The sequence below is a fragment of the Pseudomonas sp. NFR16 genome (assembly GCF_900108875.1).
Classification (GTDB): domain Bacteria; phylum Pseudomonadota; class Gammaproteobacteria; order Pseudomonadales; family Pseudomonadaceae; genus Aquipseudomonas.
Map to the genome: position 1 here is coordinate 614,928 of NZ_FNYJ01000002.1, position 16,918 is coordinate 631,845.

A 16,918-nucleotide genomic window follows, 5' to 3' on the forward strand; every position below is an offset into this window, starting at 1 on the left:
GAACGCCCATGACCGTGATCAAGCAGGATGACCTGATCCAGAGCGTCGCCGACGCCCTGCAGTTCATCTCCTATTACCACCCCGTCGATTTCATCCAGGCCATGCACGAAGCCTATCTGCGTGAGGAATCGCCCGCTGCTCGCGACTCCATGGCCCAGATTCTGATCAACTCGCGCATGTGCGCCACCGGCCATCGTCCGATCTGCCAGGACACCGGCATTGTCACCGTTTTCGTACGCGTGGGCATGGACGTGCGCTGGGATGGCGCCACCATGAGTCTGGACGACATGATCAACGAGGGCGTGCGTCGCGCCTACAACCTGCCGGAAAACGTCCTGCGTGCCTCGATCCTTGCCGACCCGGCAGGCGCTCGTAAAAACACCAAGGACAACACCCCGGCAGTCATCCACTACTCCATCGTCCCGGGTAACACCGTTGAAGTGGACGTGGCGGCCAAGGGCGGCGGCTCCGAAAACAAATCGAAGATGGCAATGCTCAACCCGTCCGACTCGATCGTGGACTGGGTATTGAAAACCGTTCCGACCATGGGCGCCGGCTGGTGCCCGCCTGGCATGCTCGGCATCGGCATCGGCGGCACCGCCGAAAAAGCCGCGGTCATGGCCAAGGAAGTCCTGATGGAATCCATCGACATCCACGAGCTCAAGGCCCGCGGCCCGTCGAACCGTCTGGAAGAAATGCGTCTGGAGCTGTTCGAGAAGGTCAACCAACTGGGCATCGGCGCTCAGGGACTGGGCGGTCTGACCACCGTGCTCGACGTCAAGATCATGGACTACCCGACCCACGCAGCGTCGCTGCCGGTCTGCATGATCCCGAACTGCGCCGCCACCCGCCACGCACACTTCGTGCTCGACGGGTCCGGTCCGGCTTCGCTGGAAGCGCCGCCGCTGGACGCTTATCCGGAAATCGTCTGGGAAGCCGGCCCGTCGGCTCGCCGCGTCAACCTCGACACCCTGACGCCGGAAGAAGTGCAGAGCTGGAAGCCGGGCGAAACCGTTCTGCTCAACGGCAAAATGCTCACCGGTCGCGACGCGGCGCACAAGCGCATGGTCGAGATGCTGAACAAGGGCGAAACCCTGCCGGTCGATCTGAAAGGCCGCTTCATCTACTACGTCGGCCCGGTCGATCCGGTCGGTGACGAAGTGGTCGGCCCTGCAGGTCCTACCACTGCCACGCGGATGGACAAGTTCACCCGTCAGATCCTGGAGCAGACCGGTCTGCTGGGCATGATCGGCAAATCCGAGCGCGGCCCGACCGCTATCGACGCGATCAAGGACAGCAAAGCCGTTTACCTGATGGCCGTGGGTGGCGCTGCCTACCTCGTCGCTCAGGCGATCAAGAAGTCGCAAGTGCTGGCATTCCCGGAACTGGGCATGGAAGCGATCTACGAGTTCGAGGTCAAGGACATGCCGGTCACGGTCGCCGTCGACAGCAAAGGCGAGTCGGTGCACATCACAGGTCCTGCGATCTGGCAGAAGAAGATCAGTGAAAGCCTGGCGGTCGAAGTGCAATAAGCGCAAACCGTCAGTCAAAAAGCCCGGCCTCAGCGCCGGGCTTTTTTCATCCTCGCGAACGGCCTGCCTAGTTTACTGATTAGGCCGATTCGAAATGAGCGTTATCTCGAAAATGGAGAAGCTCATAACGCTCCGCGATAATAAGACCGGCTGCTTAACTACTTTTTCATCCCGTCAGCACTATTCGCTATAACGCAGCCCGTGGCCGAAGTAGAAGATCTATTAACTTTCCAGATTCAAAGCGCTCTAAATATTTCTGCGAAATCGATTGAAAACTCCGCGCCAAAACAGATGCTAAAGTAGGTTTAACAGCAGTCCCCAACAGGATGATGCAGTCATGGACAGACGCACTAAAGCCGCCAATAAACATGGCGATATTACCGACTGGCTCAGCACTTTCAAAATTGAGGTCAGCTCATCAAATCCTTTGCTATACGGCAACAGCTTACAACAAGTTGAAGTTACGCTGACCGTCGAAGCGGTGGGAGAAGAGATCATTACAGAGGAGCAGTTGAAGTCGCTCACGCTCGTTTACCTCGATACCGACGGCAGCTACATTCCGCTTCCAGATCAGATGACTGAAAGCTTTGAATGGTTTGCCAGCCTGACGCACGACGAACGTTTTGGCTACTACGAAGGTTCGGGCAGAACTGAGGTTACTTCCTCCCTGCCTTCTTCCGCCAGCAGAGCCGAGCTCACCAAGAAATTTTACGTGAGCACAGTAGCCTTGGGAGGAAGTGAGATAACGCTGCGCGCCAGGATTACCAAAACAGAAGGTGAACAGTACGTCACTGAAGACACTTTCGATTCAAGTGTCGATTTATCTTCCGTATCCGTCCCGACCTATTCCTTTCCTGACGACTACAACTGGGCGATTACCTGGCAAGACGGAGGCCCTCCTGCTAACGCTTTCGTACAGGAATGGTCGTTGACTGCCAAGCACGCTGTTCTCGTTTATGCTGAGGCACGCGATGGCAACCCGGATGGAATGATCAAATGGCACCGCAATGCTGTAGGTGAATCCGCAGCGTCGAACGTCGGCGTCGCTTATCCGGGTGATAAAAACTTCCGATTCAATCCGGCCATCGAAGTCGGAGCCGATTTTTCTCAACGCCGACATGAAGAGGTCAAATCAACTAAGAGTCATCAAGTTGTCGTCGTGCTACAGGCCGACAACGCAATCCCTTACAACGCTGAAGGACTTATGCATCAAGGCCCTTGTCGCGTACTGGCGTTTGACAAAAACGGCAATAGCCATGAGCTGGAGTTTTCGTTTGGCACGGGTTCCGCGTATGAACAGCGGACCACGTTACAGGTGAACGTCTACTCCCCTGCTCACACCGGCCATCGGTCTGTAAAGACTTCTGATGGAGCGGTGAAAAAATGATAAGCGACGGGTCACGGGCGCTTGCCAGCGCGCGCCTCGAAAACCCCGGAGGCCTCTATTCCCAGAGCAATAATTTTCTGGGGGTCGTGCAGTCTGCCGTTGATCCTCGTACGGGTCAGTTCAATCTTGCCATTACGTTACCCGCCGTACATGCCAATGAGCTGGGCGGCCCTTCATTCCCCTTGACCCTGTCGTTCAGCCCCTTGTCATCGTTGCAGGATTATGGCTTTGGCTTGGGTTGGTCTGCACTGGTATCGGCACTCACGGTGAAGATGGATATGGCGTTTCTGACGCTGTCGTCCGGCGAGCACTTCTCCGTGGATCGAGACGCCAGCGGCGGCGCCATCGGCAGCGAGTTGGTATTTGCCGATCACAAACTCAAATCACTGAAGGTGACCAAACTCAGCGACGACAGCTATCGAGTGGACAGCAAATCGGGCGAAACCGAGATCCTCGAGCGGATTGATGGGAAAGGCACTTTTCTTTTGCAGGAAATGCGATCACCGGAGGGCCGCAGCATGTTTTTCGCCTGGCGACCGGACGGTAATGGCGGACACATGCTGTCCAGTATCTCCGACGCGAGCCGAACCTTGCTGGAGATCAAACGTGAGACCGGCCGTGTTCATTTTGTGTTCGACCCCGGTACCGAGGCCCCTCACACCATTGAGCTATGGCTCCTCAACCGTCAGCTCTCGAACATCATGCTGCCAGGATTCGAGTCATCATTTCGTATCACGTATGAACTGATCGACCTGGGCGCCGAGCGGGACTTTCTCTTTCCCAAGGAAACCACCAGCCCCCTGGGGGCCACAGACACGATCATATGGAGTTCGCGAAACAACGCGCATCAACTTCCCAGTGGCGCGCCCATCGAATACGTACCAAGGGTTGTGGCATGGAAACAAAGCACAGGGGCTACTGAAACGACGCTGCATCACAGCTACCGATGGATCGGCAATACCAATCACTACGGATATGGCAGTCAGGCTGGCTTTGTATGGGATGACGGCCGTGACAATCTCTACAAAGTTCAGCAGAACTATCAGTACTCGGTTGTGGAAACGTTGACCGACGAGGCGGGAACGACGTTTGCCACCATTACCCGGCAGTGGAACCGATTTCATCTGCAGACTCTTGAAAACACCTTCCGTGGGCAGTCTCAGGTTCAGGTCAGCACTGTGTACCATGACGATCCGGATTTGAGTTGGGAAGCACAACCGGCGTACTGCCAATTGCCTCATATAGTCACCACGACTTACCAGGATGCGCAGAACCAGCGCAGCGAGGCGTTCGAGTACCGCTATGACGATTACGGCAATGTGATCTACACCCGCTTTCCAACGGGCGTGGTCGAAGAAAGCCTCTATCATCCGGCAGAAGGCGGTGATGACGCTCCGCAGGATCCGTTGGGCATGGTGCGATTGCTTAGCAAGAAAACCACGATCCCCGCCGACCACTCGGCGCCCACGCTGTACATCACTTATCGCTATGAAAATCTTGCGTCGCTGCTGCCCGGGGAATATCCCCGCGCCGTGGTGGTTGAAGAGCAAAACTGGAACAAAACCGAGGGCGAGCTGCTGGAGCGCACGCTGCAAACGTACATACGCGAGACTGGGCCGGACTACGGACGACTCGATACCTCGGTGACCTACCTCAACGGCCTGGCCACGACCACTCGATATGTGTACACCACGGAAGCAGATCGGCTTCGTACCCAGATAATTATCGAGGGGCACGACTTCGACCCCAACCGTCCGGTCAGTCGGTCGATAACGTCTGACAGCCGCTCATTGCTCACTGGCCAGACCCTGGATGAGACAAGCCCCGCAGGCGTTGTCACCAGCTTTCGATATGACCTGCTGGGTAGAATCATTCAGACCGTCATCGCCGAAGGCTCCGAATACGAGGCCAAACGCACTTGCGACTACCACGTGGCCAATGGCGTCGTAGACGCCAACCGCCCCGAAAACCTGGCGACGAGTGTCGTGATCGAAGAAGCCGACGCTTCGGGTCAACATCGGCGAACGTGGCTGGACGGTAAAGGCCGTGTCGTCAGTGTCGAGCTGGAAGACCTAGACCACGCCGAAGGCACGTTCCGCGAAATCTCGCGTACCTCATACGACCCTTTGGGCCGCGTGAGCACACAAACGACCCTTGAGTGGCTCGCCGACGGCACCAAAGCGTTCGAGCTTTGCACCCGGACAGCTTACGACGACTGGGGAAACGCCTGCTGCCTCACCTCTCCCACGGGTGTTACCCGCCATGTCATGCATGACCCGATCATAAGGCGCACCGTGCAGTGGGGGCAGACCGCCTCCGGCAAACGCACCGCCAAACGAGTGACCCGCAGCAATGTGGCCGGCAGCACAATCCGGGAAGACATGCTGGACGATCAGAATCGAGTGGTTCGCGCGACCGTGTTCAAGCGTGACGGCCTGGACCGGATAGTGGAGAAACGGATCAAGGTGCCGAGGCAACAGGATATCGTCACCCGATATCACTACGACAGTTACGGCAGAGTCGTCGAGCAGGTGCTGCCGGACAACACGCGGGTTGCCTGGACCTATGCTGCGCATAGCGACGGCGAACACCCGGAATCGGTCAAGGTTATCGAGGGCAGTCCTGATCGTTAGTTTTCCGCCCCGAAAAACAAAACGCACACGAAACAGAGGGAGTCATCATGGCCAGGATTATAGGCTTGAATCATTTTCAGATTAAAGGCAACGGATCGCCGGCGGATCAGCATCTATGTCAGGTTTACAAAAATGGCCGGCAGCAGTTTCAAGTTGACATCGTTATCGAGGCTTACGCAGAAGATCAAGTTATCGTTCCGCTGACCGAAACTCAGCTGCAGAGCGTAAAGCTTATTAACTATGACAGTGGTGCTGCCGTGGATGGTCTTTTCAGCCGAAGCTACATCAAAAACATCTATGATATTTTTTCCGAATCGGGTCTTTTTGATACCACACTCCAAAAACAGAATATGAGCCTGATCACCCTCTATCTGTCGCTGCCACCAACCGTGAGTTTCAGCACCTTGCAGATAGCGGCCGAAATTACGTTAGACGGAGCCACCTATACAACGAATGATCGAGATGCCGTCGCGGGGGGACACGTCAGCAACGGTGGATTCAATAGCTCGATTCTCATAAAGCCAATGGTTCCATATATATTGAAAGCTGAGGACTTTGTAATCGTTAGTAACCCTGGAATTGGCTATTGGAAATATCCGGGTTATACCGGCGGTGAGCGAGTACTCGACCTATGGATAATCAGCCTCAAGCACGGTTATAGGATCCTTGAGTCGGATATTCCGAACGAGCGTCCTATTCCCTGGTTTTCACAATATGTCCGGTCTGGCAACGACCTTGACACTGGCCATTGGGCTCTTCCTGTATTGCCTGCCTGGAGCACGGTTTATTTGGGATGGAACAGAGTCGGCGGAAGTACTACGCTTGACTGTGCGGTTCAGCCTTACGCAGGAACTGGGGACGCCTACGCCGTCATCGAAAAAGCCCATTCATTCCAGATTCACTCCTACAACCACAAGCGCATCGCTTATATCGACAATAACGGCTGTTCGCACTCAGTTGTACTCAGGCCCAACAACAACGGGACCACATTTCAGATTGACGATAACTGATGATAGCGCGCGGCACTGATTGAAAGGCGCTCCAAGTGCTACTGCCGCTCTGGGAGCACACAGGACGAATAATACCAGGACGTTATCGTGGCGCCATCGAATTTCCGTACTCGACAAGCAACATTTGCGCTGGGCAAACAAACCTTCGACGGCCTGGGCCGACAACTGACTGTAGTTGTCGGCGGCCGCACCACTCATTACGAATATCTGGCTGAACAACTGCCACCCAGCGCCAATGTGTTGCCCGATGGCAAGCGGGTGGAATTCGACTATGAATCGAAGTTGGAAAACCAGCTTCGCACGATTCGGCCAGCCAACGAAGCCGCCAACAGCATTGCCTACGATCCGCGACTGGGTCTGCCCGTTTCCGTGGCTGGGTCGTTGGGCACTCAAACCATGAAGTACACGCCCTCGGGGTTGCCCGAAAGCAACACCTGGACGGTCGACGGCAAGGACAATGTCACCACGTGGCGTCACACGCTGGGCGGTCTGTTGAAGGGATTCGAAGATGCTGACGAGGTGCAACATGAGCGAGACTACGACATTTACGGTCGCTTATCGAAATTGACCACCGATGGCCTCATTCGCGACATCACCTACGACGAATTCGACCGGCTTGGTTCTTTCACCGATGTCGACACGACTTCAGGCAATCGTCTGGTGCAGACGCTGACCTACGACGCCCTGGGCCGCGAACGCACGCGTACCTTCGACATTACCGTGGAAGGTAGCCCTGAGCGCCGCATCGTTCAGACCTTAGGCTACTCCGCGCTCGATCAGCTTACCTCCCGTAAGTGGGACGACGGCACTGAAACCGGCGAGGAGACATTTGCCTACGACAGCCGAGGCCGTCTCATTCATTACACCGCCAACCCCACTGCCGCCCCGACCGACCCGTTTGGCAACCGGGTCATCGATCAGGTCTTCACACTCAATGCCCTTGATGGCTACGTGGAAATCAGCAGCACCTTCATTGGCGGCGAAGTTGATGTCGCGACATTCGAGTACGCCTCGATTGTCGACCCCACTCAAGTCTCGAGCATCAGCCACAGCCACCCTTCATGGCCGACCCGGATAGATATCGCCTACGACGACGGCGGAAGAGCGAGCAATTACCGCTTCCCCGCCACAGCCACACGCCCTGCCCTTGATCGGACGCTGACATGGGATGCACAGGATCGGTTGGTCAAGGTCGACGACCAGAGCACGACGTGCGACTACCGCTACAACCCCAGCGGTCAACTCACTGATCGGGTGGTGGATGGCAGGCTTACCCGCAGTTTCTTCAGCGGCGGTCAGCTCACCCATGAACGGACCGGCGATCAGACGCTGCGCCTGATCGGGGACGGCAACGCGCTGTTCGCGCAAACGAAGATAGCGGCTGGCGTGCGTCAAGCGACCACCTTGCTGGGCTGCGATGCTCAGGGCAGCGTGCGCCTGGAAGCAGACAACGCAGTGCGTACCCGACGCTATTCGGCTCACGGCGCGGAAGCCGCCAATGACGACAACAGCCCGTTCGGTTATGCCGGCGAGCGCCGCGACACCTTCACTGGCTGGTACATTCCGAATGGCTATCGCCCTTACGACCCGATCATCATGGGTTTCCTGTCGCCCGACAGCGACAGCCCGTTCGGTCAAGGCGGTCTCAACGCCTATACGTATTGCGCAGGGGATCCCGTCAACCGCATCGACCCCAGTGGTCACGGCTGGCTCACCTGGCTGGTGGCCGGTATCGGCATCGGGTTGGCGGTGATCGGCACCATTGCCACGTTCGGTGCCGCTGCTCCTGCCTTTGCCGCACTGGCAACGGGGGGCATCGGTGCGCTGACCGCCAGCGGCGCGATGGCCATTGGCGTAGCCACGATGAGCGCGGTATCCCTCGGTACCGGGATCGCTTCAACCGTGCTGGAGGCCACAGACAAAGACAGCAAGGCGGCCAGCGTGTTGGGCTGGGTGTCTTTTGGCACCGGGCTGGCAGAATTCGGGCTGACGATGGCACCTAAGGCCGCATCAAAACTAGGCCTTAGATTGGGTAGATCTATTGGCCGCGCCGCCCAGAAAACTGCAAAAGGTCCGATGTTTTCGAGACCCGCCCCCATCGGACCAAGCCACTATAAGAAAAGCTCTATCGTTACACAGTTGTATGAGGCCAAGCCCGGTCACGCTGACGTACGCCTGCACCCCAACTATCTCAACACGGGGTATCCAGCGTTCGAAACCCACGGAATGCCACTCGATATAAACAGCAACCTGTGGAATTCGAAAGGCGTTTTTCGACCGGCCGAAGAGGTCGCCCTTGAAGCAGAAAGCTGGCTCAGGACCATCGATTATCCGCCTGGCGAACCATTCATATTGTTAGCATGTAACGGGGGTAGCTCCGGCGCTGCCGCCAAGATCGCCAAGGTAACAAAGCGCGCGGTAATCAGTTTCAAAAAAACGATACTCGTAGATACGGGAGACTCCTCCCAGTTGTTCAGGCATACCCCAAGGACGACTAATCACCCATTGGCGCTGCGATCCTTTAAAAAAATCCTCACCCAGCCACCGCCGTACTCAAATCACTTCTTTTACGAGGCCGCGGAAATGGAGATATACACGCCTACATAGGCGCATCGCTACCTACCTCGCCGTGCTTCGGAGAAACTCTGGGCAGCTCTTCCGTCGTACTACAAACGTATCAGGCGCTGGACGTTTGTACCCGAGCAAGCGCTGTTGCTAACCCCGCCGATCCAACGCATTGACCACCAGCCGGTCCACCCACCCCCACACGCGCTGCTTGATGCGGCGCCAGAGCGGACGGGATTGCCAGTCTTCCAGGCTGATCTGGCTGCTGACGGCGAAATCCCGGGTGAAACTGGCAACCACGTCCTGCGTCAGTTGCGCGTCGAGCGCCTCAAGATTCGCTTCCAGGTTGAAGCGCAGATTCCAGTGATCGAAGTTGCAGGAGCCGATGCTGACCCAGTCATCCACCAGCACCATTTTCAGGTGCAGGAAACATGGCTGATACTCGAAAATCTTCACGCCGGCTTTGAGCAGACGCGGGTAATAGCGATGGCCTGCGTAACGCACCGAAGGGTGATCCGTGCGCGGGCCGGTCAACAACAGTCGCACATCGACACCGCGCGAAGCGGCACGGCGCAGCGCACGCCGAACTTTCCAGGTCGGCAGAAAGTACGGCGTTGCCAGCCAGATGCGTTTTTTGCCGGTATTCAGCGCGCGAACCAGCGATTGCAGAATGTCGCGATGCTGGCGGGAGTCGGCATACGCCACTCGCCCGAAACCATCGCCCGCCACCGGGGCCTTTGGCAGCCGGGGCAATCCGAAATTCTCCGCCGGACGCCACGCTCGGCGACGATTGTTGGCATGAAACTGACGGTCGAACAGCGCCTGCCAGTCGACCACCAGCGGCCCGCGGATCTCCACCATGACCTCATGCCATTCGCTGGTGTCCTGATCGGGCCGCCAGAATTCGTCCGTGACCCCGGTCCCGCCGACCACTGCGAGTTCTTTGTCCACCAGCAACAGCTTGCGGTGGTCACGATAGAAGTTGCGGATGCCGCGGCGCCAATGCACGCGGTTATAGAAACGCAGAATCACCCCCGCTTCGGTCAGGCGATTGCGCAGGCTGAGCGTGAACGCGAGCGAGCCGAAATCATCGAACAGGCAGCGCACGATCACGCCGCGCTTCGCCGCATCGACCAGCGCCCGAACCACGGCCTCGGCGCACGTCCCCGCCTCCACCAGATACAGCTCCAGTTCAACCTGCTGCTGCGCATTATCGATGGCGGCGATCATGCGCGGGAAGAACGCCGGCCCGTCTATCAACAGCTTGAAACGGTTGTCATCGCGCCACGGAAAAATAGCGCCCCTCATACGCCACGCGCCTTCATGGGCGAAGCATCGCCACCTGCAGAGCGTGTCGACAGGGCGAACAAGGAAGGACAGCGAGTGAGCATGCAGACTCCGGGCGGATGATTGAGGCAACCTTATCCGCCTGTCTGACCGCTGGCAAACCGCAACGTTCTGTGGGCGATGCGGCACGCGGCGGTCGAAATCAACCGGCCCTGCCGCATCGTGCTGTCGACGGCTCTGTTGGCCGGTCAGACGTCAGCCCTTAAAGAATGATCTGCGTGCCGAGCACCTTGAGAAACGCCGCCAGCCACGCCGGATGCGCAGGCCATGCCGGGCCGGTCACCAGATTGCCGTCGGTGTGCGCCTCGTCCATCGCGATCTCGACATATTCGCCACCGGCCAGCCGGACTTCCGGCGCGCACGCCGGGTACGCGCTCAACGACTTGCCTTTGAGCAGCCCGGTTTCAGCCAGTAACTGCGGCCCATGACACACCGCTGCAATCGGTTTGTCGTCCCGACCGAATTCGCGCACCAGTTCCAGCACCCGTTGATTCAGGCGCAGGTATTCCGGAGCACGTCCGCCCGGCACCAACAGTGCGTCGTAGTCGGACGACTTCACGCTGTCGAAATCGAAGTTCAGGCCAAAGTTATGCCCGCGTTTTTCGCTGTACGTCTGATCCCCCTCGAAATCGTGAATGGCCGTGCGAATCACATCGCCCTTCTTCTTGCCCGGGCACACTGCATGCACCGTGTGACCGACCATTTGCAGCGCCTGAAACGGCACCATCACTTCGTAATCTTCGACGTAATCGCCCACCAGCATGAGAATTTTCTTCGCCGCCATCATCCATCCTCCAATGTCATTGCGCCGTTTGCAGGCGCTGCCCGTGTTCGTCGGGTAACGGACTAGTACTACAGAACTGGCAGAGCTCAGATCTCAGACATATGGAGAACGCTTACAGCGTTGCAGGCTCCAGTCGACAGCCTTTACGCGCGCCGAGCCACTGCGCACTGCTCTCACGCCCCATCCCGGTGGCGATGATACGCCTGCTGGCGGCGTCCTCGATCAACGAACTCGGCAGCCATTGCTTCACGTAGCGCTGACAGTAGTCTGCCGGGTTGTCCATGACATAACGGCACGAGCAATACTCCTTGGCGGTGTAGGCACTGATGATGCCGGGAAAGGCCTGTAGCTCAACGCGCCAGACCCACATCAACGCGCACAGAAACAGCAGCATCAGGATGCAGGAGGTGCTGAACGGACGCCGCCGGACAAAACGGCGCGAAGTCATTGCGTGCCCTCCTCGGCCACTGCCTTCAAGGCCCGTTTGAGCAACTGATTGTGCGCATAAGTCCCGTCGCGATCGTCGCCGTAACGCACGATCACCAGCCCTGCGCTCGGGATGACATACAGCGCCTGACCCCAGTGGCCGAGTCCGGCAAAGGTGTCGGTCGGTGCATCCGGCCAGGGTCCGCGCTTGCCGTCGGCGGTCTTGTTGAGCCACCAGTGACCACCCGGCACCTCATCCACCGGCGTCCCGAATTTGAACGGGGTGAGATTGAAATTAACCCAGGCCACAGGCAGCAACTGCCGCTCGTGCCAGCGTCCGTCGCGTTGCATCAGCAAGCCGATCCGCGCCAGATCGCGAGCGGTCATGTAGGCATAAGACGAACCGACAAACGTGCCCGTGGCATCGGTTTCCCATGTCGCGCTCATGATACCCAGCGGATCGAATAGCGCCGTCCACGGATAACTGGCGTATTGCGTTTCGCCGACCATGCCTCTGAGCGCGGCGGCGAGCACCGTGCTGTCGCCACTGGAATAGCGATAGGCGGTGCCAGGCGCGCTGGCAACGCTGTGCCCGGCGGTGAAGCGCGCCATGTCGTCGCGACCCCGCGTGTAGAGCATCGCCACCACGGAGGAATTGAGCGGTGCGTATTCGTAATCTTCCTGCCAGTCCAGGCCGGAGGCCCAGTGCAGCAAGTCTTGAATCCGGACCTCGGGATGCGCGCTGAAAGGCGCATAGAAGCGCATCACCGGATCATCGAGCGTGAACCGCCCTTCGCCAAACGCCACGCCCAATACGGTTGCCAGCACGCTTTTGCTGATCGACCAGATCAGATGCGGCGTCTGCGCCCGAGTGACCCCGGCATAGCGTTCGTATACCAACTCACCGTTGCGAATGATCAGCAGCGCATCGGTGCGAACACCTTTGCGTTCTTCCTCGTCCCGAGGCGGGAAAGCGTAAGTTTCAAGGTCGTTCAGCGCAGACGAAGGCTGCAAGGGGCGCGCCTGCCATTGCGCATCGGGCCAGGTTTCAGCGCGGGCCGGGGCGTCGATCAACGACAGCACCACGACCAGCGCAGAACAGATAAACAAGCCACGGCTCATGAAAGGACCTCGGACGAAAGCTGCAGGCAACCCTAGCAGCGATTCATGACAGCCTCTGGACGAGCCCGCGCTCGAATCCCCTCCCTGACAAGTCGCGTATCCACTGCGTTTCCCTGTCACGCAACCATCACCAAAGCTTAACGGTGATGACATCGGCCCTCCCTAGCCTGCATTCGTACAGCAATGCTTTCGAATAATCAGTCGACCGGCCTGGACCAGGGCTGGCCCACGGAGACGCCACATGACTCAGATCGCCAGTATTCGAGACACCCGCTCCGAACGCCGCCTGCAGGCTGAACGCCTGGTCGGCATCAAAGCCCTGCAGGAAGCACAGGCCTTGCGCTTCAGCGTTTTCAGTGGCGAATTCAACGCCCGACTCAAAGGCGCCGAGCTGGGCCTGGATATCGATGATTACGATGTGCACTGCATGCACATCGGCGTGCGCGACCTGAGCACCGGTCAACTGGTGGCGACGACCCGATTGCTGGACCACAAGGCTGCGAGCACGCTGGGCCGCTTTTACAGCGAAGAAGAATTCAGCCTGCACGGCCTCGGTCATCTGCAAGGGCCGATTCTGGAACTGGGCCGCACCTGCGTCGACGCCGCCTACCGCAACGGCGGGACCATCGCCGTGCTGTGGAGCGAGCTTGCAGAAATCCTCAACGAAGGCGGCTACAGCTACCTGATGGGCTGCGCGAGCATTCCGATGCAAGACGGCGGCATTCAGGCTCACGCGATCATGCAGCGCCTGCGCGAGCGTTATCTGAGCACCGAGCACCTGCGCGCCGAACCCAAGAAGCCTCTGCCCACGCTCGACCTGCCAGGCAACGTGATCTGCGAAATGCCGCCGTTGCTCAAAGCCTACATGCGCCTGGGCGCCAAGATCTGCGGCGAGCCTTGCTGGGACGAGGACTTCCAGGTCGCTGACGTCTTCATCCTGCTCAAGCGTGACGAGCTGTGCCCGCGCTACGCCCGCCACTTCAAGGCTGCAGTGTGATGAGCACCCTGCGCAGCCGTGCGCGCGTCATCCGTGTGCTGTGGGTCATCGCTCTGGGCTTGACCATCGCCGGCGCATTCACCCTGATGGAGCGCCTGCGCATCGGCAATTCCATGGCCCGCCGCCAGCGCTGGACGAGTTGGTTCATGGCGCGTCTGAGCGCAGCGTTGCCATTTCGCGTGACGGTGAGTGGCAAGTTACCGAGCCAGCCGACGCTGTGGGTCAGCAACCACGTGTCGTGGACTGACATCCCGCTGCTGGGCATGCTCGCGCCCCTGTCCTTTTTGTCCAAGGCCGAAGTGCGCACCTGGCCAGTCGCGGGATGGCTGGCGCTCAAAGCCGGCACGTTGTTCATCCGCCGGGGTTCGGGCGACAGCAAGTTGATCCAGAAGCAGATCGGACAGCATCTCCTGGGCAATCACTCGCTGGTGATTTTCCCGGAAGGCACTACCACCGATGGCCGCAGCCTGCGCACCTTCCATGGTCGCCTGCTGTCCAGTGCCATCGAGACAGGCGTCGCGTTGCAACCGGTGGCGATCAAATACGTGCGCGCCGGCAAGCCAGACCCGATCGCGCCGTTCATTGGCGACGATGACCTGCTCTCGCATCTGCGTCGGCTGTTCGCCAATGAGGTGAGTGAGGTGCATATCCAGTTGCTGCCGACCATTGCCTCGCAAGGCAAGGAACGCGCGGCGCTTGCGTTCGAAGCGCAGCAGGCGGTGCAGGTCGCGCTGTTCGGCGAAGTGGATCAGCCCGCCGATGTTCGCCCGGCCGCCAGAGCCGCTTGAGCGAAGCGCTGCACCTGCGGATAAAACGCACTGAAGTCTTCGCTCAATGGCCGATAAAGCGCCTGCAGTTCCTGCATGGCGCCGGCCAGTCCTTCAGGGCGCGACAAGCGGCGAGAAATGCCGGCGAGCGCATCACCCACCACCGCAAAATCCCGGTACGAACCCAGCCAGTCCTGAGCGGCCATGCGCGGCGCAATCCTCGCCAGGCGCTCAGGCAACTCGGGCTCGTTCGCCAGCACGCGATAGATCTTGCCGGTGAATGCATCCAGCGGCACATCGGAATACCGGGGCCAGTCGCGGGCCAGACAATGGTCGAAAAACACATCCAGCACGATACCGGCGTAACGCCTGCGCTCGGCAGGAAACCGTCCCATCGCCTGTTTGATCAGCGGATGCGAATCGGTGAATGCGTCGATGCTGCGATGCAGGCGGATCGCCGTTTCGATCTCGGCCGGGAAACGCCCAGGCAACAGCCCTTTGACGAAGTCGCCGTACAAGCTGCCAAGTAATTGGGAAGGCGCCTGACCGCCCAGATGGAGGTGTGCGAGGTAATTCATGAAGACAGACACCTTTACGATTGAGACAACATCGCGCCTTCTCACAGCGGCACCGCTGTGATCGGAAGGGATGCACGGAGCCTAAACCATTTCCGAGATTCGCTCATATCGATATAACCCGATATACCGTTTTACCCGGTGCTTATGCGCTCAACATATTTGTATATCGCGATAGACAGATATAAAGTTCGCTCCATCGCGATATATCGCTATACATGCCTTGAGAACGACATGCCTATCGACCTCGACGAAATAATAAAAGCCCTGGCGCACCCTGTCCGCCGCCAGATCCTCGTCTGGCTCAAAGACCCTTATGCCTGCTTTCCTGATCAGGATCACTCGCTGGAAAACGGCGTGTGCGCCGGTCAGATCGACCAACGCGCCGGTCTGTCCCAGTCGACCGTCTCCTCGCATCTGGCAACGCTTCAGCGTGCCGGCCTGATCACCAGCAAGAAGTTCGGGCAGTGGCACTTTTTCAAACGCAACGAAGACGTCATTCAGGCGTTTTTGCAGGCGCTGGCCGAACAACTCTGAGTGGCCAGCTCAAACACAGACTTCAGGAGACGCACGTGCCCCTTTCACTACTTATTCTGGCCCTGAGCGCCTTCGCCATCGGGACGACCGAGTTCGTCATCATGGGCCTGCTGCCCGACGTCGCCTCGGACCTGGGGGTCAGCATTCCGGGCGCCGGCTGGCTGGTAACCGGCTATGCGCTGGGCGTGGCCATCGGCGCACCGTTCATGGCGATGGCCACCTCCAGGCTGCCGCGCAAGGCCGCTCTGGTCACGCTGATGGGCATTTTCATCATTGGCAATCTGCTCTGCGCCGTCGCGTCGGACTACAACGTGCTGATGTTCGCCCGCGTAGTCACAGCGCTGTGCCATGGCGCGTTTTTCGGCATCGGCTCGGTGGTGGCGGCGGGTCTGGTTCCGGCCAATCGTCGCGCCTCAGCCGTGGCATTGATGTTCACCGGTCTGACCCTGGCCAACGTACTGGGCGTTCCGCTGGGCACCGCGCTGGGCCAACAAGCTGGCTGGCGCTCGACCTTCTTCGCTGTGACGGTAATCGGTGTGATCGCCTTCATCGGCCTGATCCGATTTCTGCCGACGCGACACGATGAAGAGAAACTCGACATGCGCGCCGAGCTGGGCGCACTCAAAGGCGCCGGTATCTGGCTGTCGTTGAGCATGACGGCACTGTTCGCCGCGTCGGTGTTCGCACTGTTCACCTACGTTGCGCCGCTGCTGGGCGAAGTCACCGGCGTATCGCCACGTGGCGTCACCTGGACCCTCATGCTGATTGGCCTGGGGCTGACCGTCGGCAACATCATCGGCGGCAAACTGGCGGATCGCCGCCTGGCTGCGACGCTGATCGGCGTGTTCATCACCATGGCCGTGGTCTCCACCCTCCTGAGCTGGACCAGCGTCACGCTGATCCCTGCCGAGGTCACGCTGTTCCTCTGGGCGGTGGCGTGCTTTGCAGCGGTGCCGGCCCTGCAGATCAACGTCGTGACCTTCGGCAAGGAGGCGCCCAACCTGGTATCCACCCTGAACATCGGCGCGTTCAACGTCGGCAACGCGCTTGGCGCGTGGGTCGGTGGCAGCGTCATCGCCCACGGTTTCGGCCTCACCAGCGTGCCGTTGGCAGCCGGCGCACTGGCGGTACTGGCGCTGCTGGTCACCCTGATCAATTTCCGTCAGCGCGGCGACGCCGAGCTGGCTGCTGTTACCCAATGATTTCGAACGACTGCGGATCCATCCACTACTGACT

General features: G+C 59.0%; 14 protein-coding genes. 9 read left to right on the top strand and 5 right to left on the bottom strand.

Going from position 1 to position 16,918, the window contains the following annotated elements; genetic code table 11:
* Positions 1-8 precede the first annotated feature (8 nt).
* The 5 genes from BMZ10_RS11475 (at position 9) to BMZ10_RS11495 (ending at position 9,169) form a co-directional block, all read left to right on the top strand.
* Entirely contained in the window at positions 9-1,532 is a 1,524-nt protein-coding gene (locus BMZ10_RS11475) for a fumarate hydratase (RefSeq protein ID WP_093461653.1), read from the top strand.
* A gap of 337 nt (positions 1,533-1,869) precedes the next feature.
* Entirely contained in the window at positions 1,870-2,919 is a 1,050-nt protein-coding gene (locus BMZ10_RS11480) for a hypothetical protein (protein ID WP_093461656.1), read from the top strand.
* A complete protein-coding gene (locus tag BMZ10_RS11485) occupies positions 2,916-5,552 on the top strand; it encodes an RHS repeat domain-containing protein (RefSeq protein WP_093461659.1) in 2,637 nt (878 codons plus the stop codon). The genes BMZ10_RS11480 and BMZ10_RS11485 overlap by 4 nt, the downstream gene beginning before the upstream one ends.
* Positions 5,553-5,599: 47 nt before the next feature.
* Positions 5,600-6,562 (top strand): hypothetical protein, encoded by a 963-nt coding sequence (locus tag BMZ10_RS11490; RefSeq protein ID WP_093461662.1) that lies wholly within the window; start codon positions 5,600-5,602, stop codon positions 6,560-6,562.
* A gap of 87 nt (positions 6,563-6,649) precedes the next feature.
* The gene (locus BMZ10_RS11495; protein WP_093461665.1) at positions 6,650-9,169 is read left to right on the top strand and encodes an RHS repeat-associated core domain-containing protein; all 2,520 of its coding nucleotides are present in this window, start codon (positions 6,650-6,652) and stop codon (positions 9,167-9,169) included.
* A 108-nt stretch (positions 9,170-9,277) separates the two neighbouring features.
* On the opposite strand, the gene BMZ10_RS11500 is transcribed toward BMZ10_RS11495, so the two are convergent.
* From BMZ10_RS11500 to BMZ10_RS11515, 4 genes are all read right to left on the bottom strand, one after another.
* Complete coding sequence (locus BMZ10_RS11500; RefSeq protein WP_093461668.1) at positions 9,278-10,435, bottom strand: phospholipase D-like domain-containing protein; 1,158 nt, start codon at positions 10,433-10,435, stop codon at positions 9,278-9,280.
* A 241-nt stretch (positions 10,436-10,676) separates the two neighbouring features.
* Entirely contained in the window at positions 10,677-11,261 is a 585-nt protein-coding gene (locus BMZ10_RS11505; RefSeq protein WP_177182102.1) for a DJ-1/PfpI family protein, read from the bottom strand.
* Between the two features lie 109 nt (positions 11,262-11,370).
* Positions 11,371-11,706, bottom strand: coding sequence for an amidase (locus BMZ10_RS11510; protein ID WP_093461671.1), 336 nt, complete (start codon positions 11,704-11,706; stop codon positions 11,371-11,373).
* On the bottom strand, positions 11,703-12,806 hold the full coding sequence (locus BMZ10_RS11515) for a serine hydrolase domain-containing protein (protein WP_093461674.1): 1,104 nt from the start codon (positions 12,804-12,806) through the stop codon (positions 11,703-11,705). Before BMZ10_RS11515 ends, BMZ10_RS11510 begins: the two co-directional genes overlap by 4 nt.
* Before the next feature lie 241 nt (positions 12,807-13,047).
* Between BMZ10_RS11515 and olsB the strand changes: the two genes are divergently transcribed.
* Positions 13,048-13,803, top strand: coding sequence for an L-ornithine N(alpha)-acyltransferase (olsB, locus tag BMZ10_RS11520; RefSeq protein WP_093461677.1), 756 nt, complete (start codon positions 13,048-13,050; stop codon positions 13,801-13,803).
* Entirely contained in the window at positions 13,803-14,591 is a 789-nt protein-coding gene (locus BMZ10_RS11525) for a lysophospholipid acyltransferase family protein (protein WP_093461680.1), read from the top strand. The genes olsB and BMZ10_RS11525 overlap by 1 nt, the downstream gene beginning before the upstream one ends.
* Here the strand turns inward: BMZ10_RS11525 and BMZ10_RS11530 are convergent.
* Positions 14,552-15,148 carry an acyl carrier protein phosphodiesterase gene (locus BMZ10_RS11530; protein ID WP_093461683.1) on the bottom strand — a complete coding sequence of 199 codons (597 nt, stop codon included), beginning with the start codon at positions 15,146-15,148 and terminating at the stop codon, positions 14,552-14,554. The genes BMZ10_RS11525 and BMZ10_RS11530 overlap by 40 nt on opposite strands.
* A gap of 231 nt (positions 15,149-15,379) precedes the next feature.
* Between BMZ10_RS11530 and BMZ10_RS11535 the strand changes: the two genes are divergently transcribed.
* Both BMZ10_RS11535 and BMZ10_RS11540 read left to right on the top strand, forming a co-directional pair.
* Complete coding sequence (locus tag BMZ10_RS11535; protein ID WP_093461686.1) at positions 15,380-15,682, top strand: ArsR/SmtB family transcription factor; 303 nt, start codon at positions 15,380-15,382, stop codon at positions 15,680-15,682.
* Between the two features lie 35 nt (positions 15,683-15,717).
* A complete protein-coding gene (locus BMZ10_RS11540) occupies positions 15,718-16,884 on the top strand; it encodes an MFS transporter (protein WP_093461689.1) in 1,167 nt (388 codons plus the stop codon).
* The last annotated feature ends 34 nt before the right edge of the window (positions 16,885-16,918 follow it).